Origin of the sequence: Actibacterium ureilyticum, assembly GCF_002285435.1 — a bacterium.
Classification (GTDB): Bacteria; Pseudomonadota; Alphaproteobacteria; order Rhodobacterales; family Rhodobacteraceae; genus Actibacterium_C; species Actibacterium_C ureilyticum.
In genome coordinates this window covers 98,610-122,500 of sequence record NZ_NSBT01000007.1, presented here as the reverse complement: position 1 = coordinate 122,500, position 23,891 = coordinate 98,610, and the positions used below count along the sequence as shown (strand labels likewise).

General features: G+C 64.5%; 27 protein-coding genes and 1 tRNA gene (1 of these 28 only partly in view). 12 read left to right on the top strand and 16 right to left on the bottom strand.

Annotation, left to right across the window (positions count from 1 at the left end; all coding sequences use genetic code 11):
- The 3 genes from msrQ to CLM60_RS01550 all read right to left on the bottom strand — a co-directional run.
- Window positions 1-342 carry the 5' portion of a protein-methionine-sulfoxide reductase heme-binding subunit MsrQ gene (gene msrQ / locus CLM60_RS01560; RefSeq protein WP_095587511.1) on the bottom strand. 267 nt of this gene lie to the left of the window's left edge, so the window shows 342 of its 609 coding nt (coding positions 1-342); its start codon is at window positions 340-342; its stop codon lies beyond the left edge, outside the window.
- Window positions 342-1,262 (bottom strand): protein-methionine-sulfoxide reductase catalytic subunit MsrP, encoded by a 921-nt coding sequence (gene msrP / locus CLM60_RS01555; RefSeq protein WP_095587515.1) that lies wholly within the window; start codon window positions 1,260-1,262, stop codon window positions 342-344. The genes msrQ and msrP overlap by 1 nt, the downstream gene beginning before the upstream one ends.
- Window positions 1,263-1,323: 61 nt before the next feature.
- Window positions 1,324-2,826, bottom strand: coding sequence for an FMN-binding glutamate synthase family protein (locus CLM60_RS01550; RefSeq protein WP_095587510.1), 1,503 nt, complete (start codon window positions 2,824-2,826; stop codon window positions 1,324-1,326).
- Between the two features lie 130 nt (window positions 2,827-2,956).
- On the opposite strand from CLM60_RS01550, the gene CLM60_RS01545 reads away from it, so the two are divergent.
- A complete protein-coding gene (locus CLM60_RS01545) occupies window positions 2,957-3,403 on the top strand; it encodes a DUF302 domain-containing protein (protein WP_095587509.1) in 447 nt (148 codons plus the stop codon).
- Between the two features lie 184 nt (window positions 3,404-3,587).
- Window positions 3,588-3,989 (top strand): hypothetical protein, encoded by a 402-nt coding sequence (locus CLM60_RS01540; RefSeq protein WP_095587508.1) that lies wholly within the window; start codon window positions 3,588-3,590, stop codon window positions 3,987-3,989.
- Window positions 3,990-4,047: 58 nt separating this feature from the next.
- Here the strand turns inward: CLM60_RS01540 and clpB are convergent, their stop codons facing one another.
- On the bottom strand, window positions 4,048-6,663 hold the full coding sequence (gene clpB / locus CLM60_RS01535; RefSeq protein WP_095587507.1) for an ATP-dependent chaperone ClpB: 2,616 nt from the start codon (window positions 6,661-6,663) through the stop codon (window positions 4,048-4,050).
- 214 nt (window positions 6,664-6,877) lie between these two features.
- Here clpB and CLM60_RS01530 point away from each other — a divergent pair, with 214 nt between their 5' ends.
- Entirely contained in the window at window positions 6,878-7,150 is a 273-nt protein-coding gene (locus tag CLM60_RS01530) for a hypothetical protein (protein WP_141246439.1), read from the top strand.
- 38 nt (window positions 7,151-7,188) lie between these two features.
- Here the strand turns inward: CLM60_RS01530 and CLM60_RS01525 are convergent, their stop codons facing one another.
- On the bottom strand, window positions 7,189-8,016 hold the full coding sequence (locus CLM60_RS01525) for a spondin domain-containing protein (RefSeq protein ID WP_095587505.1): 828 nt from the start codon (window positions 8,014-8,016) through the stop codon (window positions 7,189-7,191).
- 195 nt (window positions 8,017-8,211) lie between these two features.
- Between CLM60_RS01525 and CLM60_RS01520 the strand changes: the two genes are divergently transcribed.
- Both CLM60_RS01520 and pyrF read left to right on the top strand, forming a co-directional pair.
- Window positions 8,212-8,925 carry an SIMPL domain-containing protein gene (locus CLM60_RS01520; protein ID WP_095587504.1) on the top strand — a complete coding sequence of 238 codons (714 nt, stop codon included), beginning with the start codon at window positions 8,212-8,214 and terminating at the stop codon, window positions 8,923-8,925.
- 21 nt (window positions 8,926-8,946) lie between these two features.
- Window positions 8,947-9,666 (top strand): orotidine-5'-phosphate decarboxylase, encoded by a 720-nt coding sequence (gene pyrF, locus CLM60_RS01515; RefSeq protein ID WP_095587503.1) that lies wholly within the window; start codon window positions 8,947-8,949, stop codon window positions 9,664-9,666.
- On the opposite strand, the gene CLM60_RS01510 is transcribed toward pyrF, so the two are convergent.
- Window positions 9,663-10,289 carry an NAD(P)-dependent oxidoreductase gene (locus CLM60_RS01510; protein ID WP_176473756.1) on the bottom strand — a complete coding sequence of 209 codons (627 nt, stop codon included), beginning with the start codon at window positions 10,287-10,289 and terminating at the stop codon, window positions 9,663-9,665. The two genes, pyrF and CLM60_RS01510, sit on opposite strands and share 4 nt — an antisense overlap.
- 105 nt (window positions 10,290-10,394) lie before the next feature.
- On the opposite strand from CLM60_RS01510, the gene CLM60_RS01505 reads away from it, so the two are divergent.
- Both CLM60_RS01505 and CLM60_RS01500 read left to right on the top strand, forming a co-directional pair.
- A complete protein-coding gene (locus tag CLM60_RS01505) occupies window positions 10,395-10,769 on the top strand; it encodes a winged helix-turn-helix transcriptional regulator (protein ID WP_095587501.1) in 375 nt (124 codons plus the stop codon).
- 105 nt (window positions 10,770-10,874) lie between these two features.
- A complete protein-coding gene (locus CLM60_RS01500) occupies window positions 10,875-11,639 on the top strand; it encodes a DUF998 domain-containing protein (RefSeq protein ID WP_095587500.1) in 765 nt (254 codons plus the stop codon).
- Here the strand turns inward: CLM60_RS01500 and CLM60_RS01495 are convergent.
- Entirely contained in the window at window positions 11,636-11,905 is a 270-nt protein-coding gene (locus CLM60_RS01495; RefSeq protein ID WP_095587499.1) for an NfeD family protein, read from the bottom strand. The two genes, CLM60_RS01500 and CLM60_RS01495, sit on opposite strands and share 4 nt — an antisense overlap.
- Window positions 11,905-12,798: an SPFH domain-containing protein gene (locus tag CLM60_RS01490; RefSeq protein ID WP_095587498.1), complete on the bottom strand. Its 894-nt coding sequence runs from the start codon at window positions 12,796-12,798 to the stop codon at window positions 11,905-11,907. The genes CLM60_RS01495 and CLM60_RS01490 overlap by 1 nt, the downstream gene beginning before the upstream one ends.
- Before the next feature lie 162 nt (window positions 12,799-12,960).
- On the opposite strand from CLM60_RS01490, the gene CLM60_RS01485 reads away from it, so the two are divergent.
- Complete coding sequence (locus CLM60_RS01485) at window positions 12,961-14,214, top strand: DNA polymerase IV (RefSeq protein WP_095587497.1); 1,254 nt, start codon at window positions 12,961-12,963, stop codon at window positions 14,212-14,214.
- A gap of 4 nt (window positions 14,215-14,218) precedes the next feature.
- Here the strand turns inward: CLM60_RS01485 and CLM60_RS01480 are convergent, their stop codons facing one another.
- On the bottom strand, window positions 14,219-15,079 hold the full coding sequence (locus tag CLM60_RS01480; RefSeq protein ID WP_095587496.1) for an N-formylglutamate amidohydrolase: 861 nt from the start codon (window positions 15,077-15,079) through the stop codon (window positions 14,219-14,221).
- A gap of 150 nt (window positions 15,080-15,229) precedes the next feature.
- Between CLM60_RS01480 and CLM60_RS01475 the strand changes: the two genes are divergently transcribed.
- From CLM60_RS01475 to CLM60_RS01465, 3 genes are all read left to right on the top strand, one after another.
- Window positions 15,230-15,304 (top strand) — tRNA-Val (locus CLM60_RS01475).
- Window positions 15,305-15,366: 62 nt separating this feature from the next.
- Entirely contained in the window at window positions 15,367-15,492 is a 126-nt protein-coding gene (gene ykgO / locus CLM60_RS01470) for a type B 50S ribosomal protein L36 (RefSeq protein WP_010141322.1), read from the top strand.
- Window positions 15,493-15,625: 133 nt separating this feature from the next.
- A complete protein-coding gene (locus tag CLM60_RS01465; RefSeq protein ID WP_095587495.1) occupies window positions 15,626-17,422 on the top strand; it encodes a PHA/PHB synthase family protein in 1,797 nt (598 codons plus the stop codon).
- Window positions 17,423-17,425: 3 nt separating this feature from the next.
- Here CLM60_RS01465 and CLM60_RS01460 read toward each other — a convergent pair whose 3' ends face one another.
- The 6 genes from CLM60_RS01460 to CLM60_RS01435 all read right to left on the bottom strand — a co-directional run bounded on the left by CLM60_RS01460 (window position 17,426) and on the right by CLM60_RS01435 (window position 23,299).
- Window positions 17,426-18,226, bottom strand: a complete 801-nt coding sequence (locus CLM60_RS01460; RefSeq protein WP_095587494.1) for an RNA polymerase sigma factor — start codon at window positions 18,224-18,226, stop codon at window positions 17,426-17,428.
- Window positions 18,223-18,624, bottom strand: coding sequence for an SRPBCC family protein (locus CLM60_RS01455; RefSeq protein WP_095587493.1), 402 nt, complete (start codon window positions 18,622-18,624; stop codon window positions 18,223-18,225). Before CLM60_RS01455 ends, CLM60_RS01460 begins: the two co-directional genes overlap by 4 nt.
- 137 nt (window positions 18,625-18,761) lie before the next feature.
- Entirely contained in the window at window positions 18,762-19,931 is a 1,170-nt protein-coding gene (locus CLM60_RS01450; RefSeq protein ID WP_095587492.1) for a phenylacetate--CoA ligase family protein, read from the bottom strand.
- 11 nt (window positions 19,932-19,942) lie between these two features.
- Window positions 19,943-20,767: an ABC transporter ATP-binding protein gene (locus CLM60_RS01445; protein ID WP_095587491.1), complete on the bottom strand. Its 825-nt coding sequence runs from the start codon at window positions 20,765-20,767 to the stop codon at window positions 19,943-19,945.
- Between the two features lie 63 nt (window positions 20,768-20,830).
- Window positions 20,831-22,111, bottom strand: a complete 1,281-nt coding sequence (locus CLM60_RS01440) for an ABC transporter substrate-binding protein (RefSeq protein ID WP_095587490.1) — start codon at window positions 22,109-22,111, stop codon at window positions 20,831-20,833.
- Between the two features lie 111 nt (window positions 22,112-22,222).
- A complete protein-coding gene (locus CLM60_RS01435) occupies window positions 22,223-23,299 on the bottom strand; it encodes a branched-chain amino acid ABC transporter permease (RefSeq protein ID WP_095587514.1) in 1,077 nt (358 codons plus the stop codon).
- A 92-nt stretch (window positions 23,300-23,391) separates the two neighbouring features.
- Between CLM60_RS01435 and CLM60_RS01430 the strand changes: the two genes are divergently transcribed.
- Complete coding sequence (locus CLM60_RS01430; protein ID WP_095587489.1) at window positions 23,392-23,628, top strand: hypothetical protein; 237 nt, start codon at window positions 23,392-23,394, stop codon at window positions 23,626-23,628.
- Between the two features lie 13 nt (window positions 23,629-23,641).
- On the opposite strand, the gene CLM60_RS01425 is transcribed toward CLM60_RS01430, so the two are convergent.
- Window positions 23,642-23,890 (bottom strand): hypothetical protein, encoded by a 249-nt coding sequence (locus CLM60_RS01425; protein ID WP_095587488.1) that lies wholly within the window; start codon window positions 23,888-23,890, stop codon window positions 23,642-23,644.
- Window position 23,891 lies beyond the last annotated feature (1 nt).

Sequence of the window (23,891 nt, the reverse complement as noted above, 5' to 3'; positions counted from 1 at the left end):
CAGGTCCGCCGCGATCTGCGTCCAGAGCAGCTGCATGTCCAGCAGCCCCCAGACCAGCAGATGCAAAATGGCATAGGCAAAGGCCAGAAGCCCCAGCGCGCGCCGGAACTTCAACAGCCGTATGCCCGCGAACCGCATCAGCGGGGTCACGCATAAGGTGGCGATCAGGAATTGCAGCGCGGTCAGGCCCAGCCGGTGTTCCAGCGCCTTGACCGGATCGATGCCCAGCCCGCCGGTCGGCGCCTGCCAGATCAGCAGCGCCGCCGGGACCATCCCGATCACATAGGCCGGCCATTCCGGCAAGGCGCGGGCGGCGCGGTTGATCCGGTCGACAAGGCCCATCAGTAATGCTCGGCCAGGTCCATGCCGTCATACAGCGACGCGACCTCGTCGCCATAGCCATTATACATCAGCGTCGGCTGCCGCTTGGCGAACAGCCCGCCGCCCACGGCGCGTTCGGTGGCCTGGCTCCAGCGGGGGTGGTCCACCGTCGGGTTCACGTTGCTGTAGAACCCGTATTCACGCGGGGCCAGCATGTTCCAGGTGGTTTCGGGCTGGGTGTCCGTCAGGGTGATGCGCACCACGGACTTGATCGACTTGAACCCGTATTTCCACGGCACCACCAGCCGCAGCGGCGCGCCGTTCTGGTTCGGCAGGTCCTGACCGTAAAGGCCGGTCGCCATGATGGTCAGCGGGTGCATCGCCTCGTCCAGGCGCAGCCCTTCGCGATAGGGCCAGTCCAGCGAACGCCGGCGCTGGCCCGGCATTTCCTCGGGGCGCAGCAGGGTTTCCATCGCAACATACTTGGCGCCGGGCTGAACGCCCACCTGCTCCAGCAGGCTGCGCAGTTCGAACCCGGTCCAGGGGATGACCATCGACCAGGCCTCGACACAGCGGAAGCGATAGATGCGTTCCTCCAGCGTGACCTTCGACAGGATATCGCCCAGGTCATAGCTGCCGGGGCGGTCCACCATGCCGTCGATCTGCACCGCCCAGGGGTCGGTGGTCAGCGCACCCGCAAAGCGGGCCGGGTCGCCCTTGCCGGTGCCGAACTCGTAGAAATTGCAATATTGGGTGATGTCTTCGAAGCTGTTGGGCTCGGCATCCGTGGAATAGGGGCTGACCGCATCGTCCGTGGCCGCCATCGCGGTGCCGGCCAGACCCGCCCAGGCGACAGAGGCCCCGATCATCTGCCGGCGGTTCATGAACAGATGCTGCGGCGTCACGTCCGACCATCCAAGACGTGTTTTCGATCCAGTCATCGGGTTCTCCATCTTTGCGTCTTGCCTGCTAAGATGCGGTGGGGCGCCCGGTCAAAACAAGTCAGCTCACGAAATCGTTGACGCTTTGTGTGCGGGGGAAGACCTCGTTCATCGGTTTGGTCGACCCGTCGGACTGTACGATCCGCACATGGCGGCGGCGCATCTGGCGGGGTTCGGCCACGCCGACGGAATGGGCGATCATCTCGACCTCGCTGATGACACTGCGGGCGTAATGGGCGACGCGTTCGCTCTTGCGTTCGACGACCAGCCCCTTTTGCAGCCGCGGGTCATGGGTGGTGATCCCGGTGGGACAGGTGTTCTTGTTGCATTTCAGCGCCTGGATGCAGCCCAGCGCGAACATGAACCCCCGGGCCGAGGTCACGAAATCCGCCCCCGCGGCAATCGCCCAGGCCACGTCGCCGGGGTTGATCAGCTTGCCGCTGGCGATCAGCCGGATGCGGTCGTGATAGCCATAGGTGTCGCGCAAGTCCGATACCATCAGCATCGCCTCGCGGATGGGCAGGCCCACCAGATCCATCAGCGGCATGGGCGAGGCACCGGTCCCGCCTTCGCCCCCGTCGATGGCGATGAAATCCGGCGCGCTTTCGGGGCCGCGTTTCTTGATCAGGCGGAACAGGTCGTGAAACGGTTCCGGCCCGCCGACCACGGTCTTGAACCCCACCGGCTTGCCCGACACCTCGCGGATATGGGCGATCACATCCAGCAAATCCTCGAAACTGTCGATATCGGGATGGCGGTTGGGGGAATAGCTGTCCTTGCCCACCGGGATGCCCCGGATCGCCGCGATCTCGGGCGTGACCTTGGGCCCGGGCATGATGCCGCCCTTGCCGGGCTTGGCGCCCTGGGCCAGCTTCAGCTCGAACATCTTGACCTGATCATGGGCGGCAATGGTGCGCAGCTTGTCGTCGTCGATCCGGCCATCGGGCCCGCGCAGGCCGTATTTGGCGGTGCCGATCTGGAAAACGATGTCGCAGCCCCCAGACAGGTGGAATTGCGACAACCCGCCCTCGCCCGTGTTCAGCCAGATATTGGCCTCGGCCGCGCCCTGGCTCAGCGCCTCGACCGCGGGGCGCGAGATGGCGCCGAAACTCATACCCGAGATATTGAAGATCGACGGCGCCACATAGGGCATGCGGCAATGCGGGCCGATCTCCATCGGGGCGGTCTGGGCGAACTGGTCGTCGATGGGCGGAAAGGCCGCGTTCACGAAGATGGGCGTGCCCACGATGTTCAGGTTGCGGGTCGAACCGAACGCGATCGTGTTGCCCTTGCCGGCCGAGGCGCGCGAGACCCAGTCGCGCTGCGCCCGGTTGAAGGGCATCTCTTCGCGGTCCATGGCAAAGAAATACTGCCGAAAGAACTCGCCCAGCGTGGTGAACAGGTGACGGAAGCGCCCGATGACGGGATAGTTGCGCCGGATCGCATCGCCGGTCTGGGTGCGGTCGATCACGAACAGCACCGCCGCGACCAGCAGGACCAGACCGATCAGGAACACGAAGATATAGGACAGGAACTGCAAAATCTGCTCGACGAACTGAATCATGGTCTACCCGTGTCTGGCTGCTTCAATTTGACCGATATCAATACCGGGCCAATTCCTGACGATAGACTGCGCAGAAACGCCCGGATCGGCAACCCATGCCAACGGGCATTCACTTGAACGGGAGGACAAGATGATCGGATTTCGCACCCTGACCGCCGCGGCGGTGCTCGCGGCCAATACCGCCATGGCCGACCAGGCCGTGACCTATACCACCGAAGACAGCTTCGATGACGTGGTCTTCGCGCTGGAAAACGCCGTGATCGACCGCGGATTGGTGATCGACAGTGTCAGCCATACCGGCGACATGCTGGAACGCACCAAGGGCGATGTGGGATCGGATGTCACGATCTTCACCAAGGCGGATATCTTCAGCTTCTGTTCCGCCGCCCTGTCGCGCAAGGTGATGGAGGCCGACCATATGAACGTGATGTTCTGCCCCTATGACATCTTCGTTTTCACCCGGCCCGATACCCCGGACCAGACCGTCGTGGGCTATCGCGCCTATCCCGACGGCCCGATGAAAGAGGTCGAGGCATTGCTCGATTCCATCGCGCGCGAGGCTGCTGGCGTCGACTAAGCACCGCTGAAATAAGGCTTTTTCTTGTCTCGGGGCGGTCTGCCCGCGGTTTCGCGGGTTTTGCCGCCACGACATCTTGTGTTTACTGCCCCATCCGATAACATCACCTTGAGCAGTAAACGTTCCCTAAAAAGAACAAATTGACTCGCATTGATGCCATTACGGCCATTGGCGCGAGGGCGAGATGTCGGATATGAAAAAGAACAAACCGGGCAACACCCCGGTGCAGGCAGCCTGGATCGGGATCAAGGCCCGGCGCCGGGCACAGAAACAGGCAACGCGGCCCCAGGCCGAGATGACCGATCACGCGGACAGCCCGGCCAAGCGCAACGATGGCCGCGCGCGACTGTTCCAGCTGTTGTCCAGCACACAGCCACAGCAAGCCGCCGCGCCGCAACCACCGCGCGGTCGGACCATCAAGATCCAGAAGATCAAGACGCGCGCGGCGCGCCAGCGCGAGCTGGAACAGCGTCACGCCGATGCCATCGAACGGCTGCGCGAACGCAAGGCCCTGGCGGCGGAGCGCGCGGCGCAGGTGGCCGATGTGATGGACAAGGACGATTTCAACTTTCCGGCCCCGGCCTAACATCGGGGCACGCCGGATATGAAAAGGCCCGGGTCATCGCCCGGGCCTTTTGCTATTCTTAGTGGATGACCGCCTCTTCCGGCGGGCGCCGGTCGGACGTCGACACGCGGTCGCCGATCAACAGCCCATCCGCCCCGGCGGAAACCGGGATCGTGCCGCCATCGGTGACCTCACCCGCCAGCAGCATTTCGGCCAGCCGGTCCTGCAGCGCCTTCTGGATCACCCGCTTGAGCGGGCGGGCGCCAAAGACCGGGTCATAGCCCTCGTCGGCCAACCACTTCCGGGCGTCCTCGTCCAGCTCCAGCGTGATGTTGCGCGCCGCCAGACGTTTGCCCAGGCGGGCCAGCTGGATGTTGACGATCCCATCCATATCGGCACGGCCCAGCCGGTCGAAGATGATGATCTCGTCCAGACGGTTCAGGAACTCGGGCCGGAAATGCGCCCGGACCGCGTCCATCACATCGCGCTTGGCGTCGCTGGCATCCGCCCCGTCAGGCAGCTGGCTCAGCGCCTGCGCGCCCAGGTTGCTGGTCAGGATGATCAGCGTCTGCTTGAAGTCGACCGTGCGGCCCTGACCATCGGTCAGCACACCATCGTCCAGCACCTGCAACAGCACGTTGAACACGTCCGGGTGGGCCTTTTCGACCTCGTCGAACAGCACGACCTGATAGGGCCGGCGCCGCACCGCTTCGGTCAGAACGCCACCTTCGTCATAGCCGACATAGCCCGGAGGCGCGCCGATCAGACGGGCGACCGAGTGTTTCTCCATGAACTCGGACATGTCGATGCGGACCATCGCGCTGTCGTCGTCAAACAGATATTCGGCCACGGCCTTGGTCAGCTCGGTCTTACCCACACCGGTCGGGCCCAGGAACAGGAAGCTGCCCAGCGGACGGTTCTCGTCGTTCAGGCCCGCACGCGCACGGCGCACGGCGTTGGACACGGCGGTCACGGCGGCTTTCTGGCCGATCACGCGCTTGCCCAGCTCGTCTTCCATCCGCAGCAGCTTCTCACGCTCGCCTTCCAGCATCTTCGATGTCGGAATACCGGTCCAGCGTTCGACCACCTGCGCGATCTGCTCGGGGCGCACGGCTTCTTCGACCAGGACCTCGTCCTCCTGGCTTTCAGCCTCGGCCAGCTTTTTCTCAAGCTCGGGGATCACGCCATAGGACAGCTCACCGGCCTTGGCCAGGTTGCCCTCGCGCTTGGCATGGTCGAGCTCAAGCCGCGCCTTGTCGAGCTGTTCCTTCAGCCCGCGCGCGCCTTCCAGCTTGTCGCGTTCGGCCTGCCATTTGGCGGTCAGCTCTGCCGATTCCTGTTGCAGGTTCGACAGATCCTCTTCCAGCTTGGCCAGCCGGTCCTTGGATGCGGCGTCATCCTCTTTCTTCAGCGCCTCGGCCTCGATCTGCATTTGCAGGATCTGACGATCCAGCGCGTCCAGCTCCTCGGGCTTGCTGTCGACCTCCATCCGCAAGCGGCTGGCGGCTTCGTCCACCAGGTCGATCGCCTTGTCCGGCAGGAACCGGTCGGTGATATAGCGGTGCGACAGGGTCGCCGCGGCCACAAGCGCGCTGTCCGAGATCCGCACGCCATGGTGCAGCTCGTACTTCTCCTTGATGCCCCGCAGGATCGAGATCGTGTCCTCGACCGTCGGCTCGTCGATCAGAACCGGCTGGAACCGGCGGGCCAGGGCGGCGTCCTTTTCGATATACTTGCGGTATTCGTCCAGGGTGGTCGCGCCCACACAGTGCAGCTCGCCCCGCGCCAGCGCGGGCTTGATCAGGTTGGCGGCATCCATCGCGCCATCGGTCTTACCCGCACCGACCAGTGTGTGCAGCTCGTCGATGAACAGGATGATCTCGCCCGCGGCGGCCTCGATCTCTTTCAGGATCGCTTTCAGACGTTCCTCGAACTCACCGCGATATTTCGCACCGGCAATCAGCGCGCCCATATCCAGCGCCATCAGCTTCTTGTTCTTCAGGCTTTCGGGCACGTCACCGTTCACGATGCGCAGCGCAAGACCCTCGGCAATCGCGGTCTTACCCACGCCGGGTTCCCCGATCAGGACCGGGTTGTTCTTGGTCCGGCGCGACAACACCTGCATCGCGCGGCGAATTTCCTCGTCGCGGCCGATGATCGGGTCGATCTTGCCTTCCTCGGCGGCCTCGGTCAGGTCGCGCGCATATTTCTTCAGCGCGTCATAGCCTTCCTCGGCGCTCGCCGTGTCGGCGGTGCGGCCCTTGCGAATGTCGTTGATCGCGGCGTTCAGGTTCTGCGCGGTCAGCGCACCGGCATCCAGCGCCTCTTTGGCCTTGGATTTGACCACGGCCAGCGCGGTCAGGATGCGTTCGACCGGCACGAAGCTGTCGCCGGCTTTCTTGGCGATCTTCTCGGCCTCGTCCAGCACCTTGGCGGTTTGCGGGTCCAGATAGACCTGGCCTGCGTCGCCGGTGACCTTGGGCTGTTTGGCCAAAGCGGCCTCGACCGCCTCGATCACGCGTTCGGGCGAGCCGCCCGCGCGTTTGATCAGGTTCGAAGCCAACCCCTGATCGTCATCCATCAATGCTTTCAGCAGATGTTCGGGCGCCAACCGTTGATGGTTTTCCCGCATGGCAATGGTCTGGGCCGCCTGAATGAAACCGCGCGACCGCTCCGTGAACTGTTCAAGGTTCATCGGCAATCTCCTTCTGATAAGCGCCTGACTTGCGAAAACGCCCGATTTACGGCACGTTCCCATTGCAGGCCTTGAATTTCATTTGGCCATCAGCGGCCATGTGTTCAAGGGCCGTGCCACCGCAATGCCGAACAAAGATCAAAACTTCTTCAATCTGATGCCCCATTGGCTGTATAGCAAAGCATCAAATTTCCAGGACGAAAGGGGCAAGCCGTTGAGAATATTCACCGCCGAAGTGTCAGAAGCCCGTTTCGAAAAGGCGCGCGAGGGGTTTGTGGGCGTCGTCGCCCTGCGCGCCCATGACAAGCATCTGGGCATCGCCTATTTCGAATGTTTCGCCACCCTGCCCGCCGATGCCGGCTGGCACAATGTGAACCGGACCCTGATCGAGGACGCGCGCCGTCAACTGGCCCGCATGCCCGAATACAAGCGCGGCAAGCAGCATTTCAAACTGCGCGTGACCACGCCGGATCCCGCGCTGGCGTGATCTGATCCCGCCCCGACCGGGCGGAACCAGACCTTGCCTCAGACCGCGGCCAGGCGGCGCTGCCGCACCGCGCCGATCGCGCCCAGTGCCCCCAGCATCAGGAACGCCGCCGCGGGCAACGGCACCGGCGCCACCGCGCGGATGTCGATTCGCGCGACCGAGAACGCGGCCGGATCACCGATGAAGTCGATCAGCGCCCCGTCCAACAGACCCAGGGGCGTTGCGATCCCGGCGAAATCGGCCAGGCTTTCGGCTTTGTGGATGACACCGTTTTCCGCCACGCCCGCCGTGCCGTCCTGTCCCACCACGAAAGCGGGTCCGCCGGTCGGATCGTTCACCTCGGTCCCCGCGTCGTAAAGCGCGGTGGCGCTCAGATCGATCGAGAAATCCCCGACAAAGGCGCCAGCCACGTCGAACAGCTCGTAGGCCAGCGGATCGTCATTGGCCAGGAACGTGTCATTCGACGGCACCAGCATCGACAGGAAGCTGAAGAAACGCTGGCTGCCCGGGTCCAGCTCGATCTGGACCGTGCTGGTTTCGCCGGGGTCGATGGTGGGCGGGCCGCTTTGCGGCGCGGCGATCACGGTGGATTGCGCGGTCGGAACCTGCGCCGCCAGATCCGCCACCAGGCCGCTGGCATTCCCGACCTCGGCCAGCGCCTCGACCGACGCGCTGGCGCCGCTGCCCACGTCGAACGCGTCGAAGTTGCCGTCATGGAACGCGGCGAAGAGCGGGGTCAGGGCAAAACCGCCCGTCTGTGCGGTGTTGGTGATCGAAATTTCCAGCGTCGCGGCCTGCGCCGTTCCGGCGGCGGCGGCAAGAACCGGCACGGCAAGCAAGGCCCGCCATTTCTGAAGCTTGTTCATCCTGGTCTCCTATGGGTGTGGATACGGCCGCGCGAAGAGGCGGCCGGACCGATTATCGCCACGCCGCGTGGGTGCGGGCGAATGAACTTCGGCTGACGAACCCGTGAATACGCGAATGTGATCATCCCCCGGCCCGGTTGCCGTTGCCGCGCCGCCGCGATAAGGTCGCGCCGGGTTCAGAGCGGGACAATCACCATGCGGATCGGGCTTCCCCTGATGGGGCTTTTCATCGGCGCCGGACTGGCGGCGGGGGGCTATTTCGTATCCGACACGATGCTGAAACCCCGCCTTGGGGTGAACACCGCAACGGTCAAGGGGCTGTCGGAACGGATCGTGCCGTCCGATCACGCCTTCATGACGCTGGTGTTCCGCGTGAACCTGGCCGAGGAACAGAGCATCGCCCAGGTGTTCGAAACCGCCGAACGTCACCGCGCGACGCTGGGGGCGACGCTGGAACAGGCCGGGATCGAACCGGCCGAGATCGCGCATCAGCCCCTGCGGGTCGAAACCGAAATCCAGCGCGACCGCGACGGGATCGAGGTTGGCCGCCAGGACTACGTGCTGGCCGCCAGCACCGTCGCCACCAAGACACCGCAAAAGCTGGACCCGGCGCTGGGTCCCATTCTGGCGCTGGCGACCCAAGGGATCCGCGTGCGGGTGGACGGGCCGATCTATGAATTCTCGGGGCTGAACGAAATCAAACCCGACATGCTGCGCGAGGCGACGGAAAACGCCCGTATCGCGGCCAATGAATTCGCCGCCGATGCCGGTGTGCAGGTGGGCGGCATCCAGCTGGCCACCCAGGGCGGGTTCCAGGTCCGCGCCCTGGCCGCGCGCCCCGGCATCGTGGACCCCGGCCAGCACGAGGTGCGGGTCGTGACGACCATCACCTTCTATCTTGAAAACTGAACCCGCAAAGGCCCCGTTCCCATGTCAGATGACCGCCTGATTGTCGCACTCGATGTCCCGAACGCCCTGGCCGGGCTGGAACTGGCCGGACAGATCGGCGATGCCGTCAGCTTCTATAAGATCGGGCTGGGCATGCTGACCGGCGGCGGGCTGGCGCTGGCCAATGAGCTGAAGCAGGACCACGGCAAGCGCATCTTTCTGGACATGAAGCTGTTCGATATCGGCGCAACGGTCGAAAACGCCGTGCGCGGCCTGGCACAGTTCGATCTGGATTTCCTGACCGTGCATGGCGACCCGCATGTGGTCCGCGCCGCGCAAGAGGGCAAGGGCGCGTCCGACATGAAGGTCCTGGCGGTTACCATCCTGACCTCGCTTGACCGGGCGGATCTGGACGCCAGCTGCATCAAGCCCGGCGATGTGCAGGACATCGTGCTGGAACGCGCCGCGACCGCGTTGTCGGCCGGGGCCGACGGGGTCATCGCCAGCCCGCACGAAGCCGCGCTGATCCGCGCCCTGCCCGAGGCCGCGGGCAAGCTGATCGTAACCCCCGGCGTGCGCCCCGCGGGCGCCGATCTGGGCGATCAGAAACGGGTGACGACGCCCGCACAGGCGATTGCCGCGGGCGCCGATCATATCGTTGTGGGCCGGCCCGTCTGGCGCGCAGAAAACCCGCGTGCCGCCGCACAGACGATCCTGGCCGAGCTGCCCTCGGCCCAGGCGCTGCATCCCAACCGGGCCTAGTATCCCACCGTGAACACCTGCCCCTTGTGGGCGCGGGTTTCGACCTCGTCGACAAAGGCGATGGCGAAATCCTCGGCGCTGATCGCGCTTTTGCCGTCCGCATCGGTCAACAGGGTCGTGCCGCCCACGCGGAATGTCCCGGTCCGCGCGCCCGGCGCGATCTCGGCCGACGGCGCGACATAGGTCCAGTCCAGCCCAGCGGTGTCCAGCGCGTCCTTGATGGCGCGGATACCCATCGCCTCGGGTTTGATTTCGGGCGGCAACAGATCCATCACCGGGCTGCCATCGGGCAGCGATAGCGTGCCCGCGCCGCCCACCATAACGATGGGCAGGCCGGTCACCTTGCCCGCCGCGACCAGCGCATCGCCCAGCGCCGCCGCATCCGCCGTTGCATCGCCGCTGAACCGGGGCGACGTCGCGCTCAGGATCACCTGGGCCCCGTCCGCCGCGGCGATCAGCGCATCGGCATCCGTGGCATCGACCGCCCGGGCCGTCACCCCCGGCAGCGTCGCGATGTTCTCAGGGTGCCGGGCGGCGGCGGTCACCGCATGCCCGCGCTTGGCGGCCTCGGCCAGGATGGGGGCGCCGATCATGCCACTGGCCCCGATCAGAAACAGGTTCATTGCGTGTCCTTTCATATCAAGTTACGATAAGTAACCTGATAGCCAGATGAAACCGCCTGCGGAATACGCATTTCCGCCGCCCATAGTCACCCGAAGGGAACCGCCATGCCCGCCCGCCGCGCCATCGACCACGCCTGCCCGATCCGCGATGTGCTGGACCGGATCGGCGACGCCTGGAGCCTTCTGGTGATGATCGAACTGGCCAAGGGCCCCTGCCGGTTCAACGCGCTGCGCCGGGTGATCGACGGGATCTCGCAGCGGATGCTGTCGGTGACCCTGCGCCACCTGGAACGGGACGGGCTGGTCAGCCGCGCGGTCCTGCCCACCGCGCCGCCACAGGTCGAATACACGCTGACCCCGCTGGGCCACAGCCTGATCGACCGGCTGGAGCCGCTGCGTCAATGGGCCGTCGCGCATCAGGGCGCGGTGCGTCGGGCGCGGGCGGAATTCGACACCCGCGTGATGGATCCCGCGACCTGACGAATGGCGCGTGGCGTGCTATACTGCGCGCATTCACACCGCTGGCCGACCTTATTTCCGGCCAAGACATATTTTCAGAACCGCCATTTTTGATGGAGAGACTTCATGGATCAGGCAACCAAACGTGCCCTTGGCACGCAGGAGGAGGCGACCAATGCCCTCGTCCTGGAATATTACCTCGTCCGGCAGGCCCTGGGGTATCTGGGCTTCTTTCTGCCGATTTCACTACTCGTCTATGGGCTGCTGCCGGATCGGATCTTTCAGCCGTCGATCAGCGAATTCTATTACACCCATATGGGCGATGTGCTGGTGGGGACGCTGTGCGCGATCGGGATCTTCCTGTTTTCCTACAAGGGTTATGCCAAGCGCGCCGACGAATGGCTGTCGGACAAATGGCTGGCCCGTATTGCCGGGCTGGGAGCGATTGGCGTGGCGCTGTTTCCGGTGAAGCTGGAAGAAGGCCAAGAGCCACGGCTGGAGCTTTTGCCCGACATCAATCTGGGGCTGGAATTTCACCGCAACTGGGTCCATGGCGGGTCTGCCGCCGTTTTCTTTGTATGTATGGCGATCTTCTGCATCTTCGTTTTTACGAAAGGCGACCGCAAGGATAGCGGCAAGCTGGTCTGGACGGGCGAAACGCTGATTTATGTCAGCTGCGGTGTCGTGATTATCGGCACCATCGTCGCCATGGCCCCGTATATCCTGATCGAAAGCTTCCGCGCGGCTGTCACGCCGTGGAAATACCTTTATGTCATGGAAAGCATCGGCGTCTTTGCCTTTGCCACGGCGTGGCTGCGCAAAGGGCGCGGGCTGAAGCTGTTGCAGGCGGCGGTGGACAAGGTCGCCCCCGCCGCCCAAGTGGATGCCTAGTCGTCGTTGATATCGCGATCCCAGACCTTTACCTGGCCCTGCCGGATGCCGAATATCTTGCGCAGGGCCAGCCACGACACCAGCGACAGGATGGCGAAGATCACCAGCAGGACCGACAGGCTGAAACTGAAACCGGCGGCCAGCAATCCGCCGACAACGCCTGCGCCGATGGCAAAGCCAAGGAACACATAGCCGGGCGCCAGGATTTCAAGGATGCCCAGAGCCACCCCGGCGGCCAGCCAGACCCACCAAAGCGACCACATCATCACGACCGCCCCTTCAGCAGCTTGAAGGCATCGCCAAACGCTTCCAATGCGGCGGCGGGCACAACGATGGTCTGTTTCCCCTCTCCCGCGCCAAGCGCATTCAGCGCCTCGACCTGTTTCAGCGCGACCTGATATTGCGCCGCCTCGATCCCGTGATCGGCAATGGCCTTGGCCACGACCTCGGTCGCATAGGCTTCGGCATCAGCGGTAATGCGGCGGGCCTTGGCGACCTGTTCGGCGGCGTAAAGTTCCGCGTCGGCGGCCAGCTCGACCGACCGCTTCTTGCCCTCGGCCTCGGTCACCTGCGCACGGCGGGCGCGTTCGGCGTTCAGCTGTTGCAGCATTGCCTCGCGCGTGGCCTGATCCAGGTTCACATCCAGGATCTCGGCGCGCGTCACCTCAATCCCCCAGTTGTCGACCGCGTCCTCGACCAGTTCCTTGATCATGGCGATCAGCTGGTTGCGGTTCGACTGCACCTCGTCCAGCTCCATCTTGCCGATCTCGGCGCGGACGATCCCGGCCACCGTGGTGGCAATCGCCGCATCCACGTCGCGGATCCGGTAGACGGTCTTTTCAGGTTCGATGATGCGGTAAAACACGCTGGTTTCGACCTGTACCAGCACGTTGTCGCTGGTGATCGCGTCCTGCGTGGCGTTGGGCAACTGGCGTTCAAGAATGGATATCTTGTGCGCCACCCGGTCCAGGAACGGAACGATGAAGTTGATGCCCGGCCCAAGCACCGAATGCAGCCGGCCGAACCGTTCCACGACATATTTCTCTGACTGTGGCACGATCCTGACGCCCAGAAAGACACACAGGATGACAAACACGGCCACCAGCAGAAGTACGAAATTCCCACCCACGAATTCTGCAACCAAAGTCGAAACGTCCATAAGCTCTCCTCTTTCAAATCACATATATGTGATATGGGTATTCGAAACCCGAATTTAAAGACCTTTTACATTCAATTCGGTGCCCCCTCCCGAATATAACCGGCCTTGTGACAGGCGTATTTAACCCGCATCATGGGTTCAGTTCCACACAGGTTTGCCCCCATGCCCGCCCTTTGCCGCGATTGTCTGACGGAATTCGAAAGCGGTGCGCGCTGCCCCGCCTGCCGCAGCCCACGCGTGCTGTCCCACCCCGAGCTTTTCGACCTGTCCATCGCGCATATGGATTGCGATGCGTTCTATGCCAGCGTGGAAAAGCGCCAGAACCCGGAGCTGGCCGACAAGCCGGTGATCATCGGCGGCGGGCGGCGCGGGGTGGTGTCGACCGCGTGCTATATTGCACGGATCAAGGGCGTGCGGTCGGCCATGCCAATGTTCCAGGCGCTGAAGCTCTGCCCCGAAGCGGTGGTGATCAAGCCGCGCGGCGCGCTTTATGCGCAAGTGTCGAAGCAGATCCGCGCCATGATGGACGAGCTGACGCCCGTGGTCGAACCGCTGTCGCTGGACGAGGCGTTTCTGGACATGACCGGCACCGCGCGGCTGCATGGCGCGCCGCCTGCGGTGATGCTGGCCCGGCTGGTCAAGCGGATGCAGGACGAGCTGGGCCTGACAGGCTCCATCGGGCTGAGCCACAACAAGTTCCTGGCCAAGGTGGCGTCGGATCTGGACAAACCGCGCGGGTTCTCGGTGATCGGCCAGGCCGAGACCGAGGCGTTTCTGGCGCCCAAGCCCGTCCGCTTGATCTGGGGCGTGGGCGCGGCCGGCCAGGCGGCGCTGGAAAAGGCGGGCATCCGTACCTTTGGCGATCTGCGCCGCTGGGACCGGACCGATCTGCACGCCCGGTTCGGGTCGATGGGCGACCGGCTTTGGCATCTGGCGCGCGGACAGGACCGGCGGCGGATCTCGGCCCATGCGCCGATCAAAAGCATCTCGCACGAGACCACGTTTTTCGAGGATACCGCCAATCCCGACCTGCTGGACGGGCATATCTGGCGGCTGTCGGAAAAGATCGCCGACCGGGCCAAGGCGCGCGCGCTGGCGGGCCGGGTGATCGTGCTGAAGCTGAAACGCGCCAATCACCGGCTGCTGACGCGGCGCCTGTCGCTGCGCGAGCCGACGCAGCTGGCCGACCGCATCTATCGCACCGCGCGCGAATTGCTGGACGGGGTCGGGGATGAAGGCCCCTATCGGCTGATCGGGGTGGGCTTGGCGGATCTGTCACCCGCCGATGGCGCCGACAGTTCGGGCGACCTGCTGGATCCACAGGCGCGCACCCGCGCCGCCGCCGAACGTGCCACCGATGCGATCCGCGCCCGGTTCGGCAAGGATGCCATCGCCAAGGGCCGCGCGCTGCGCTGAGCGGCTATTCGGCGGCCATCGGGATGCGGCGATGACCGATTCGGCAGATCTCGGCGATCACGCCACGCAAGGTCCGGCGGAAATTGTCGAAATTCCGGTTCGGTCGGATCAGCTGTTCGTTCATGTAAAGCGAACGGTCGATCTCGATCTGGATGGCGTGCTGCCCGCGCGAGGGGCGGCCGTAATGCTGGGTGATATAGGCCCCGGCGAAGGGCGCGTTATGGGCCACCCGGAACCCCGCGCGTTTGAAGGCGGCGGTGATCTGATCCACGATCTCGCAATGGGCGCTGGCGCCGAAGCGGTCGCCCAGGATCACCTCGGGGCGGCCGCCGGGCGTGCGGTCCAGCGCGCTGATCGCCTCGTGCGGCATGGAGTGGCAGTCGATCAGAATCGCCTCGCCAAAGGCCGACAGGCTGTCATCCAGAAGGGCTTGCAGCGTGTCGTGATAGGGAAACCAATAGGTCGACAGGCGCAGCTGCGCCTCGTGCCGGGTGATCTTGCCGCGATAAATCGCGCGCCCGTTGGCCACGACACGCGGGATCACCCCCAGCCCAGAACTGACGCGCGGGTTATGCGCCCCACGGGCCACACCGGTGATCACGGCGGGGTCCAGTTCCTCGTGGCTGCGGTTCAGATCGACATAGGCGCGCGGCACCTGCGCCGATATCAGCGGCGCGCCAAAGGCCTGTGCATCGGCGAAAAGCTGATCGACAAACGCATCCTCGGATGACCGCACCGTATGCTCGTCCAGAACCGTCTGATGCAAGAACGACCGGGGATAGGCACAGCCCGAATGCGGCGACGAAAACACCACGCTGGTCGTCCGCTCGGCGGGCAGTACAAGCTGATAGGGGTGTTTTGTCATCAATCCTCCTCGCCAGAGAATTTATAGCCGCAAAAATAACCATGCCAAAAGCCCTTGAACCATTTTCCGACTCCTTTTATAGACCTGCGAACCGACGCGGTCCTGCCCGCGTCCTATTTCTTTGGGCAGGCGGGATCGAACGGGTCACATGGGCGCGTAGCTCAGCGGTAGAGCACTTCGTTGACATCGAAGGGGTCACTGGTTCAATCCCAGTCGTGCCCACCATGTGATCCGGCGTCACTGGAACGTAACCAGGCGCCCGCGCGCCGCGAATTGAGGAGAAGACCATGAAGGTCCGTAACTCGCTCCGCTCGCTGAAGCAGCGTCACCGCGACTGCCGCGTCGTGCGCCGCAAGGGCCGTGTCTATGTGATCAACAAGACACAGCGCCGCTTCAAAGCCCGCCAGGGCTGAGCGATCCGACAAGATCGAATGAAAAACCGCCCTTCGGGGCGGTTTTTTCTTTGTCCGTCTTGCGCTGAATCAATGCAGTTTCACATTGGGCCGTCATGCTGATCGTTGACGATCAGGCAAAACGGAAACGCAGATGGACACGCAATCGGCCGAACAGAACGCCGCGCGGGCGACATTGCCCGCCGTGGTGACGCCCCAGAAAACCGCCCTGCCCCAGGGACCGCTGACCGCGGGCAGCTTCGACACCATGGACCGCACCGCGCGGGCGCTGATGGCCCGCGCGACCAGCGGCATCTCGCCCTATGCCGCGGCCGAGGCGATGGCCGACTGGATGTCGCACATGGCCCGCGCGCCCGGCAAGCAGGCAGCGCTGGCGCAGCGGGCCCGTGATTCGCTGATCCGGCTGTGGCTGGCCGGCCCGGACGGGGCCGCGTTCGAACCGCATCCGGGCGATCACCGATTCGATCACCCCGGCTGGAACACGCCGCCCTATTCGCTGTGGAAGCAGTCGTTCCTGGCGACGCAGGATTGGTGGGAAAGCGCCACACGGGCCACGCGCGGCACCCGTCCGCGCAGCGCCGACCGGGTTCATTTCATGGTGCACCAGATCCTGGACATGATGTCGCCGTCGAACATGCCGATGACCAACCCCGAGATCGTCGAGCGCACCGTCGAAACCGGCGGCCGCAACCTGGTCGAGGGGATGGGCCATTTCATGGACGACATGGTCGCCGAAATCACCCGCACCAAGCCCGAGCCCAAAGGCGAATTCGAAGTCGGCCGTAACCTGGCCGTGACCCCGGGCGAGGTTGTCTATCGCAATGACCTGTTCGAGCTGATCCAGTACAGCCCCACCACCGACAAGGTACAGGCCGAACCGATCCTGATCGTGCCCGCCTGGATCATGAAATACTATATCCTCGACCTCAGCCCGGAAAACTCGCTGATCCGCTATCTGGTCGGGCAGGGCTTCACCGTCTTTGCGATTTCCTGGTGCAACCCCAGCGCCGCGCAGCGCGACCTGTCGATGGACGATTACCGCCGGCGCGGCGTGCTGACGGCGCTGGACGCGATCAGCCGGATCATCCCCGGCCAAAAGGTCCACGCCTGCGGCTATTGTCTGGGCGGCACGATCCTGTCGATCACCGCGGCCACCATGGCGCGGGACGGCGATGACCGGCTGGCCTCGATCACGCTGCTGGCGGCACAGACGGATTTCACCGAGGCGGGCGAGCTGATGCTGTTCGTCGATGAAAGCCAGATCGCGTTTCTGGAAGACATGATGTGGGATCAGGGCTTTCTGACGCAGGACCAGATGGCCGGGACCTTTGCCGCGCTCAGGGCCGAGGATCTGATCTGGACCCGCGCCGTGCGCCGCTATTTCCTGGGCGAGGAGGACCGACAATTCGACATTTCGGTCTGGAACGCCGATTCCACCCGGATGCCGTACAAGATGCATTCCGAATACCTGCGCGGGCTGTTTTTGGAAAACCGCCTGTCCGCGGGGCGCTTCGCGGTCGAGGGCAAGGTGATCGCACTGAAGGACATCCATGCGCCGTTCTTCGTGCTGGGCACCGAAAAGGACCATATCGCGCCCTGGCGGTCGGTCTATAAGACCACGCTTTTCACCGATGGCGATCTGACCTTCGTGCTGACCAAGGGCGGGCATAATGGCGGCATCCTGTCCGAACCGGGCCACAAGGGGCGCCATTACCGGATCGGTCACCGCACGCCCGACAAGCTGTATATGGACCCCGACACCTGGCTGGACCGGCACCCGACGCAAGAGGGGTCGTGGTGGCCGGAATGGGCCGCCTGGCTCGCCCGGCAAAGCAGCGCCGAACAGGTGCCCGCCCGCGCGCCCGGCAATGCCGATGCCGGGTTGCCGCCGATCACACCGGCGCCGGGCACCTATATCCACCAGACCTGAGCGTCAGAGCAGCGCCAGAACCGCCTGTCCGACATCGGTGGTGAAATTGGGGTTGGACCGCATCAAGGCCACCGTCGCACGTCCCTGTTCCAGCCGGGCGATGGTGGCGCTCAACGCCGCCGGGTCGGGGGCGTCCGGTGTGTCGCCACTGTCCGGGGCGATCCGTCCCTGGGCCAGCGCGGGCACCACCCGGCTGGCACAGCGACAGGGGTTGTCGGCCCGCGCGATGCCGCAGGTCGCGCTGACGAACCCCACCACCGCCTTGCGCGCCCGCGACAGCCGCTGGCGATAGGTTTCGGGCGTGATGTCCAGCACGCTGGCGGCCTCGCGATCCGACAACTCCATCACGTCGCCCAGGATATAGGCCATGCGCAGGCTGCGGCTCAGGCAGGTCAGCATGGCCAGCGTGCAGCCGATCTTGACCTGCTGGATGGCGATCTTTTCCTCGGCCGGGGTCAGCCCCGCCTGATCCAGCGGCGCACGGCCCCGGTCCAGATCGGCGGCAAACCCTTCGAAGCTCAGGCGCATCGCCTCGACCCGGCCCTTGCGGCGCATCCCCAGCAGGTGGCGACAGGCGATCTGCATCGCCCAGCCACCCGCCGCATCGGGCTCGCGCAGGTTGCCCAGATTGGTGACGATGCGGATCAGGATCTCCTGCGTCGCATCCTCGGCATCCGCCCGGTTGGCCAGCATTCGCAGCGCCAGGTTGAAGACCGGGCGTTCCGCCGCGCGCACGATGGCGGCAAGGGCGGCGCGATCCCCTTCGCGCGCCGCCACGATGTCGGATGGGTCCAGCCGGATCATCCCTCCAGCACGGCCTTGAGCGAGGACAGCTCTTCGGCCAGGATGCCGATCTGCTGCTGCAACGCGCCCTCCAGCGCCTCGAGCGGGACAGGCGGCGCCATCAGCACAAAGGAATAGATCGCCTTGTCGTCCCCTTCGGGCGTGATCCGGCTATAGGCCCAGCCGGTCGCGCCATCGGGGAATTTCAGCTCCCAATCGACGGTGCCCGCCGCCGCATGGGCGTGCGTCACCAGCCCGATCGGCACGGCACCTGCGGGCGTTTCCAGCTCGGCGGTGCTGTCATCGGCGCGCTTGAACGCGTTGGTCCATTCCGGCAGGTTCTGCGGCTTTGCGACATAGGCAAAGACATCCGCCACGGGCTTGTCGATCCCGATGGATTGCACATCGAAGGTTTTCATATCGTGGTCCCTTTCCAGGTGACGCCGGACCATCCGGCGCCATGTAAAGGGAAAGAGCCGCCCGCCGCGTCATCCGTGACAGGAAAACTTGCAGAAAATTCGCGGCGGGCAAGCCGCAGCCGATCACGGCTGCGCGATCAGTCGTAGCTGCGCAGATCCTCGATCACCTTGCCGTCATTGGGCAGGCTGCCCCGCGCGACCAGTTCGACCTTGCCCTTCAGCTTCAGCACATCGGCGATGCTGGCGGCATAGGGGGCGGGTTCGGTCGCGTCGGTTTCGATCTGCACCGTCATCACGTCCATCTCGCCCTCGCGGCTGGCGATGACGCGGGCGCGGGCTACATCGGCGTGGCGAGCGACGAAATCGGCCACCTGTTCGGGGCGCACGAACATGCCCTTGATCTTGGTGGTCTGGTCGGCACGGCCCATCCATCCCTTGATGCGCATATTGGTCCGGCCACAGGGGCTTTGCCCCGGCAGAACCGCGCTCAGATCGCCGGTGGCAAACCGGATCAGCGGGTAATCGGGGTTCAGGCTGGTCACCACGACCTCGCCCACGTCACCCGGCGCGACGGGGGTGCCGGTGCCGGGGGTCACGATCTCGACGATCACGCCCTCGTCCACGATCATCCCCTCCATCGCGGGGCTTTCATAGGCGATATTGCCCAGATCGGCGGTGGCATAGCATTGCAGACAGGCGATGCCGCGGTCGGCATATTCCTGGCGCAGGCTGGGGAACAGCGCCCCGCCCCCAACGGCGGCCTTGGTGATGCGCAGCGCCTCGCCCATGGCGCCGGCCTTGTCCAGGATCACCTTCAGGTAATCGGGCGTCCCGGCATAGGCGGTGGTGCCCACATCGACGGCGGCGCGCACCTGAAGCTCGGTCTGTCCCGTCCCGGCGGGCAGCACGGTGGCCCCCACGGCCCGCGCGCCATTTTCAAAGATCATGCCAGCGGGCGTCAGGTGATAGCCGAAACAGTTCTGCACCACATCATCCGCGCCCACGCCACAGGCATGCAGGAACCGCCCCATCCGCCACCAGTCATGGCTGACCCCGCCGGGTTCATAGATCGGCCCGGGGCTTTGGAACACATGCGCCGCGTTCTTCACCGGCAGCCCGCCAAAGGGTGGCTGCGCCTTTTGCCGCGCCGACAGGTCGGCCTTGCGCAGCACCGGAAGCGCGGCCAGCCCCGCCAGATCGTCCAGCGCGCCCAGCCCGTGGCCCGGCAACAGCGCGTTCAGCGCCGACAGCTGAGCCGTTTCACGCGCATCGGCGCTGCGGGTTTCCAGATCGTCAAAGAAGCTCATCACAGGTTCCCTCAGCTCAGCCACCGCTTGCGGCGGCGATAGGACCGCACGTCGCGGAACGATTTGCGCCCCTCGTCGCCCACGCCCAGATAGAATTCCTTGACGTCGGGGTTCTCGCGCAGCTCGGCCGCGGGCCCGTCCATCACGATCCGCCCCGATTCCAGGATATAGCCGTAATGGGCATAGCGCAGGGCGACATTGGTGTTCTGTTCGGCCAGAAGGAACGTCACCCCCTCGCCCTCGTTCACGGCTTTCACGATCTCGAAGATCTGTTCGACCAGCTGCGGCGCCAGCCCCATGCTGGGCTCGTCCAGCAGGATGGTTTCGGGCCGGCTCATCAACGCGCGGCCGATGGCGCACATCTGCTGCTCGCCGCCGGATGTATAGCCCGCCTGGCTTTTGCGGCGCTCCTTGAGCCGTGGGAAATAGTCATAGACCATCTCAAGATCGGCACTGACCGCGCCCTTGCCGTCGCCCCGGGTATAGGCGCCCGTCAGCAGGTTTTCCTCGACAGTCAGGTGTTCGAAGCAATGGCGGCCCTCCATCACTTGAATGACGCCCTTTTTCACCAGCTCGGCGGGGTTCAGATCCTGCACCCGGTCGCCGCGATAGACGATCGAGCCCTTGGTGACCTCGCCGCGTTCGGAATGCAGCAGGTTGGAAATCGCCTTCAGCGTGGTGGTCTTGCCCGCCCCGTTGCCGCCCAGCAGCGCGGTGATCCCGCCCTTGGGGACGCTCAGACTGACGCCCTTCAGCACAAGGATCACGTGGTTATAGATCACCTCGATATTGTTGACCTCAAGCAGGGTCTCTTCGGTTCTTCCGGCGTCCAGCATCGATGCGGTCCTGACGTGAATTTCGAATGGGTGGCCCCGGCCCGAAGGCCGGGACCCGGAGGATCAGTTACACCGCTCGGCGATGTTGTTCTCGGCGGCGAAGGCGGCGCTGTCTTCCAGGACCAGCGGATCGATCACCTCGGCATCCGATTCCAGATAGTCGGTCAGCGGCGTCCAGGTCTGGGCGCTTGCGTCCCATTGCTGCACGATCGCCATGCCCGAGCCGCCGTGGTTCGCGCAATCGACGTTGAACTCCGGCCCGATGCCCGGAACGCCCAGCGCTTCCATCTTGGCATCGGTCATCTCCAGCGCCTCCATCCCGTCGCGCATCATCGCGGCGGTGATATCGGGGGTGCCGTGGATTTCCTGTGCGGTCTTGGCGGCCTCGACCGCCAGCATCGCCGCATACATGCCACGGGTGTAGAGAACCGAACCGACGTTCGAGCCGTCACCGGCCGCGTTGCCCGCGTCATGGACATACTGCTTGATATCGGCAAAGACCGGCAGATCGCCGATGCGGTTCATGTTCAGCGCCTTGTAGCCATTGGCGGCCTCGCCCGCCGGGGTCACATCATGTTCGGCGCCCGCCCACCAGTTGCCGATGAAGTTTTCCATCGGGAAACGGATGTTCGCGGCTTCCTGGATCGCGACCTGGTTCATCACGCCCCAGCCCCACATCACGACGTAATCGGGACGCTCGCGACGGATCTGCAGCCACTGGCTTTTCTGCTCCTGACCCGGGTGGTCGACCGCGATAGTCGTCAGGGTAAAGCCATGCTTCTTGGACAGCTCTTCCAGCGTGCGGATCGGCTCCTTGCCATAGGCCGAGTTGTGGTAAAGCAGCGTGATGGTCTTGCCGTCCAGCGACCCGCCGTTCTCGCTCAGCAGATAGTTGATCGCCACCGACGCACCATCCCAATAGTTCGCCGGATAGTTGAAGACGTTCGAGAACACCTTGCCGTTCGCGGCCGAAGTCCGGCCATAGCCCAGCGTGTGCAGCGGGATGCCATCGGCGGTGACCTTGGGGATCAGCTGATAGGTGATGCCGGTCGACAGCGGTTGATAGATCAGCGCGCCTTCGCCCTTGGTCGCTTCATAGCACTCCACGCCTTTTTCGGTGTTATAGCCGGTCTCGCACTCGATGACCTTGGCCGGAACGCCGCCGATGCCGCCGTCCCGCGCGTTCACCAGGGCGAAATAGTCCTGATACCCGTCGGAAAACGGGATGCCGCCCGCCGCATAGGGCCCGGTGCGATAGCTCAGATCGGGGAATACCAGATCCGCCGCCGCAGGGCCCGCGGCCATCGCCGCCCCAAGGGCCAGAGTTGCCAGTGTCTTCTTCATCGGTTTGATCCTCCCGTGATGTGTCCGATGTGCCGGGATCGCCCGGTCTGTGAGGTTTCGTTCGAATTTCGGGCGCAGGGCCTCCTCTTCCCCGCACCGCTGGCCAACCCGCTAATGCGGGAAGGGCCACAACCTGAGTTTCTCTTTCGCGATCCGCCAAAGCTGTGCCAGGCCATGCGGCTCGGCGATCAGGAAGACGATGATCAGACCGCCCACGATCATCAGCTCCAGATGCGCGGCCAGATCGGTGGGCCAGCCCAGCGTGCCGACCAGCAGGTTCTTCAGCAGGACCGGCAGCAGCACCAGGAACGCCGCCCCGGCCAGCGAGCCAAAGATCGAGCCAAGCCCGCCGATGATGATCATGAACAGGATCAGGAACGACTTGTTGATGCCGAATGCCTCGCCGACCTCGACCGCGCCCAGATAGACGCTGAAGAACAGCGCGCCCGCGATGCCGACGAAAAAGGACGACACGGCAAAGGCGGTCAGCTTGGCCTTCAGCGGATTGACCCCGATGATCTCGGCCGCGATGTCCATGTCGCGGATCGCCATCCAGCTGCGCCCGATCGTGCCGCGCGTCAGGTTGCGCGCGACCCAGGCCAGCACCACCAGAAACACCAGACACATCATGTATTTCGCCCAGGCATCGGTGTTGGGGCCGGTCACCGGCACGTTGAACACCGTGCGTTCGGGCGCGTTGATCTGGCCCGAGGCCGAATAGTTGTAGAACCACGGCACCTTGTTGAAAAGCCAGACCAGGAAGAACTGTGCCGCCAGCGTCGCCACCGCCAGATAGAACCCCTTGATCCGCAGGCTGGGCAGGCCGAACAGCACGCCCACGCCCGCCGTCACGAACCCCGCGCCCAGCACGTGGAAGACGATGTTGATGTCTGGGAAACCGGTCATCAGCTTGTAGCAGGCATAGGCGCCCACCGCCATGAACCCGCCCGTGCCCAACGACACCTGCCCGCAATAGCCGGTCAGGATGTTCAGCCCGATGGCCGCGATGGCATAGATCAGGAACGGCACGAACACCGCGCTGGCCCAGTAATCGTTGATGACAAAGGGCACGACCCCGAACGCCACCGCCAGCACCACGTAATAGCGCATCCGGTCGAACTTGATCGGAAAGGTCTGGCCGTCATCGACATAGGACGTTTTGAAGTCGCCGGCTTCACGATAGAACATCTGCCCCTCCTGCATTGTTTTTTCGTTTTGTCGTCACCACGGCGCCGTTTTCTGTGTGCAGGCTGGGTGTCATCGTCTTGAAAGGAAACATCATGGCCGACCACGATCCAGACCGCGAAATCCGCCGTGACGCCCGCCGCTGGGGCCTGGCCGACAGTTTCCTCGAAGCCTTCATCAGCAGCTTTGGCGGCCTGTTGGCGTATCTTGCCGTGGGGGCCGTCGCGGTCGCGACGATCGCCGTTTTCTTCGGCATCACGATCAAGGCCGCGCTGGTGCTGGCAATGGTTGCGCTGGTCGCCATGGCGGTGCTGGCCGCCGCGAATTCCTGAGCCGCCCGCCGCATCACGCACCCCCCTCGTCGCGCAGGTGCTCGGGCACGGCGCGTTTGGGCTTGGGGGCATAGCCGGTCGCCTCGGAATGGCGGACCAGCCACAGCCAGGCCCACAGCCCCACCCCACCGCCGACCGCCGCCAGCAGGATCGCCACCACCAGCCGGCTGCTTTCGCCGGACCCGTGCGACAGCGCCAGATAGCCAAAGGCCCAGAAGCCCGACCAGGCAATGACGTTGAGGATTGCGATCAGCTTGGCCATG

Coding starts and splice junctions, on each gene's coding strand:
- pyrF (WP_095587503.1), top strand. CDS start 8,947: ATGTCAGATGACCGCCTGATTGTCGCACTCGATGTCCCGAACGCCCTG.
- CLM60_RS01525 (WP_095587505.1), bottom strand. CDS start 8,016: ATGAACAAGCTTCAGAAATGGCGGGCCTTGCTTGCCGTGCCGGTTCTT.
- CLM60_RS01435 (WP_095587514.1), bottom strand. CDS start 23,299: ATGTTCTATCGTGAAGCCGGCGACTTCAAAACGTCCTATGTCGATGAC.
- CLM60_RS01495 (WP_095587499.1), bottom strand. CDS start 11,905: ATGATGTGGTCGCTTTGGTGGGTCTGGCTGGCCGCCGGGGTGGCTCTG.
- CLM60_RS01440 (WP_095587490.1), bottom strand. CDS start 22,111: ATGAAGAAGACACTGGCAACTCTGGCCCTTGGGGCGGCGATGGCCGCG.
- CLM60_RS01510 (WP_176473756.1), bottom strand. CDS start 10,289: ATGAACCTGTTTCTGATCGGGGCCAGTGGCATGATCGGCGCCCCCATC.
- CLM60_RS01500 (WP_095587500.1), top strand. CDS start 10,875: ATGGATCAGGCAACCAAACGTGCCCTTGGCACGCAGGAGGAGGCGACC.
- CLM60_RS01550 (WP_095587510.1), bottom strand. CDS start 2,826: ATGATTCAGTTCGTCGAGCAGATTTTGCAGTTCCTGTCCTATATCTTC.
- CLM60_RS01465 (WP_095587495.1), top strand. CDS start 15,626: ATGGACACGCAATCGGCCGAACAGAACGCCGCGCGGGCGACATTGCCC.
- CLM60_RS01505 (WP_095587501.1), top strand. CDS start 10,395: ATGCCCGCCCGCCGCGCCATCGACCACGCCTGCCCGATCCGCGATGTG.
- clpB (WP_095587507.1), bottom strand. CDS start 6,663: ATGAACCTTGAACAGTTCACGGAGCGGTCGCGCGGTTTCATTCAGGCG.
- CLM60_RS01545 (WP_095587509.1), top strand. CDS start 2,957: ATGATCGGATTTCGCACCCTGACCGCCGCGGCGGTGCTCGCGGCCAAT.
- CLM60_RS01540 (WP_095587508.1), top strand. CDS start 3,588: ATGTCGGATATGAAAAAGAACAAACCGGGCAACACCCCGGTGCAGGCA.
- CLM60_RS01445 (WP_095587491.1), bottom strand. CDS start 20,767: ATGCTGGACGCCGGAAGAACCGAAGAGACCCTGCTTGAGGTCAACAAT.
- CLM60_RS01455 (WP_095587493.1), bottom strand. CDS start 18,624: ATGAAAACCTTCGATGTGCAATCCATCGGGATCGACAAGCCCGTGGCG.
- CLM60_RS01490 (WP_095587498.1), bottom strand. CDS start 12,798: ATGGACGTTTCGACTTTGGTTGCAGAATTCGTGGGTGGGAATTTCGTA.
- msrP (WP_095587515.1), bottom strand. CDS start 1,262: ATGACTGGATCGAAAACACGTCTTGGATGGTCGGACGTGACGCCGCAG.
- CLM60_RS01460 (WP_095587494.1), bottom strand. CDS start 18,226: ATGATCCGGCTGGACCCATCCGACATCGTGGCGGCGCGCGAAGGGGAT.
- CLM60_RS01425 (WP_095587488.1), bottom strand. CDS start 23,890: ATGGCCAAGCTGATCGCAATCCTCAACGTCATTGCCTGGTCGGGCTTC.
- CLM60_RS01450 (WP_095587492.1), bottom strand. CDS start 19,931: ATGAGCTTCTTTGACGATCTGGAAACCCGCAGCGCCGATGCGCGTGAA.
- CLM60_RS01480 (WP_095587496.1), bottom strand. CDS start 15,079: ATGACAAAACACCCCTATCAGCTTGTACTGCCCGCCGAGCGGACGACC.
- CLM60_RS01485 (WP_095587497.1), top strand. CDS start 12,961: ATGCCCGCCCTTTGCCGCGATTGTCTGACGGAATTCGAAAGCGGTGCG.
- CLM60_RS01520 (WP_095587504.1), top strand. CDS start 8,212: ATGCGGATCGGGCTTCCCCTGATGGGGCTTTTCATCGGCGCCGGACTG.
- CLM60_RS01430 (WP_095587489.1), top strand. CDS start 23,392: ATGGCCGACCACGATCCAGACCGCGAAATCCGCCGTGACGCCCGCCGC.
- ykgO (WP_010141322.1), top strand. CDS start 15,367: ATGAAGGTCCGTAACTCGCTCCGCTCGCTGAAGCAGCGTCACCGCGAC.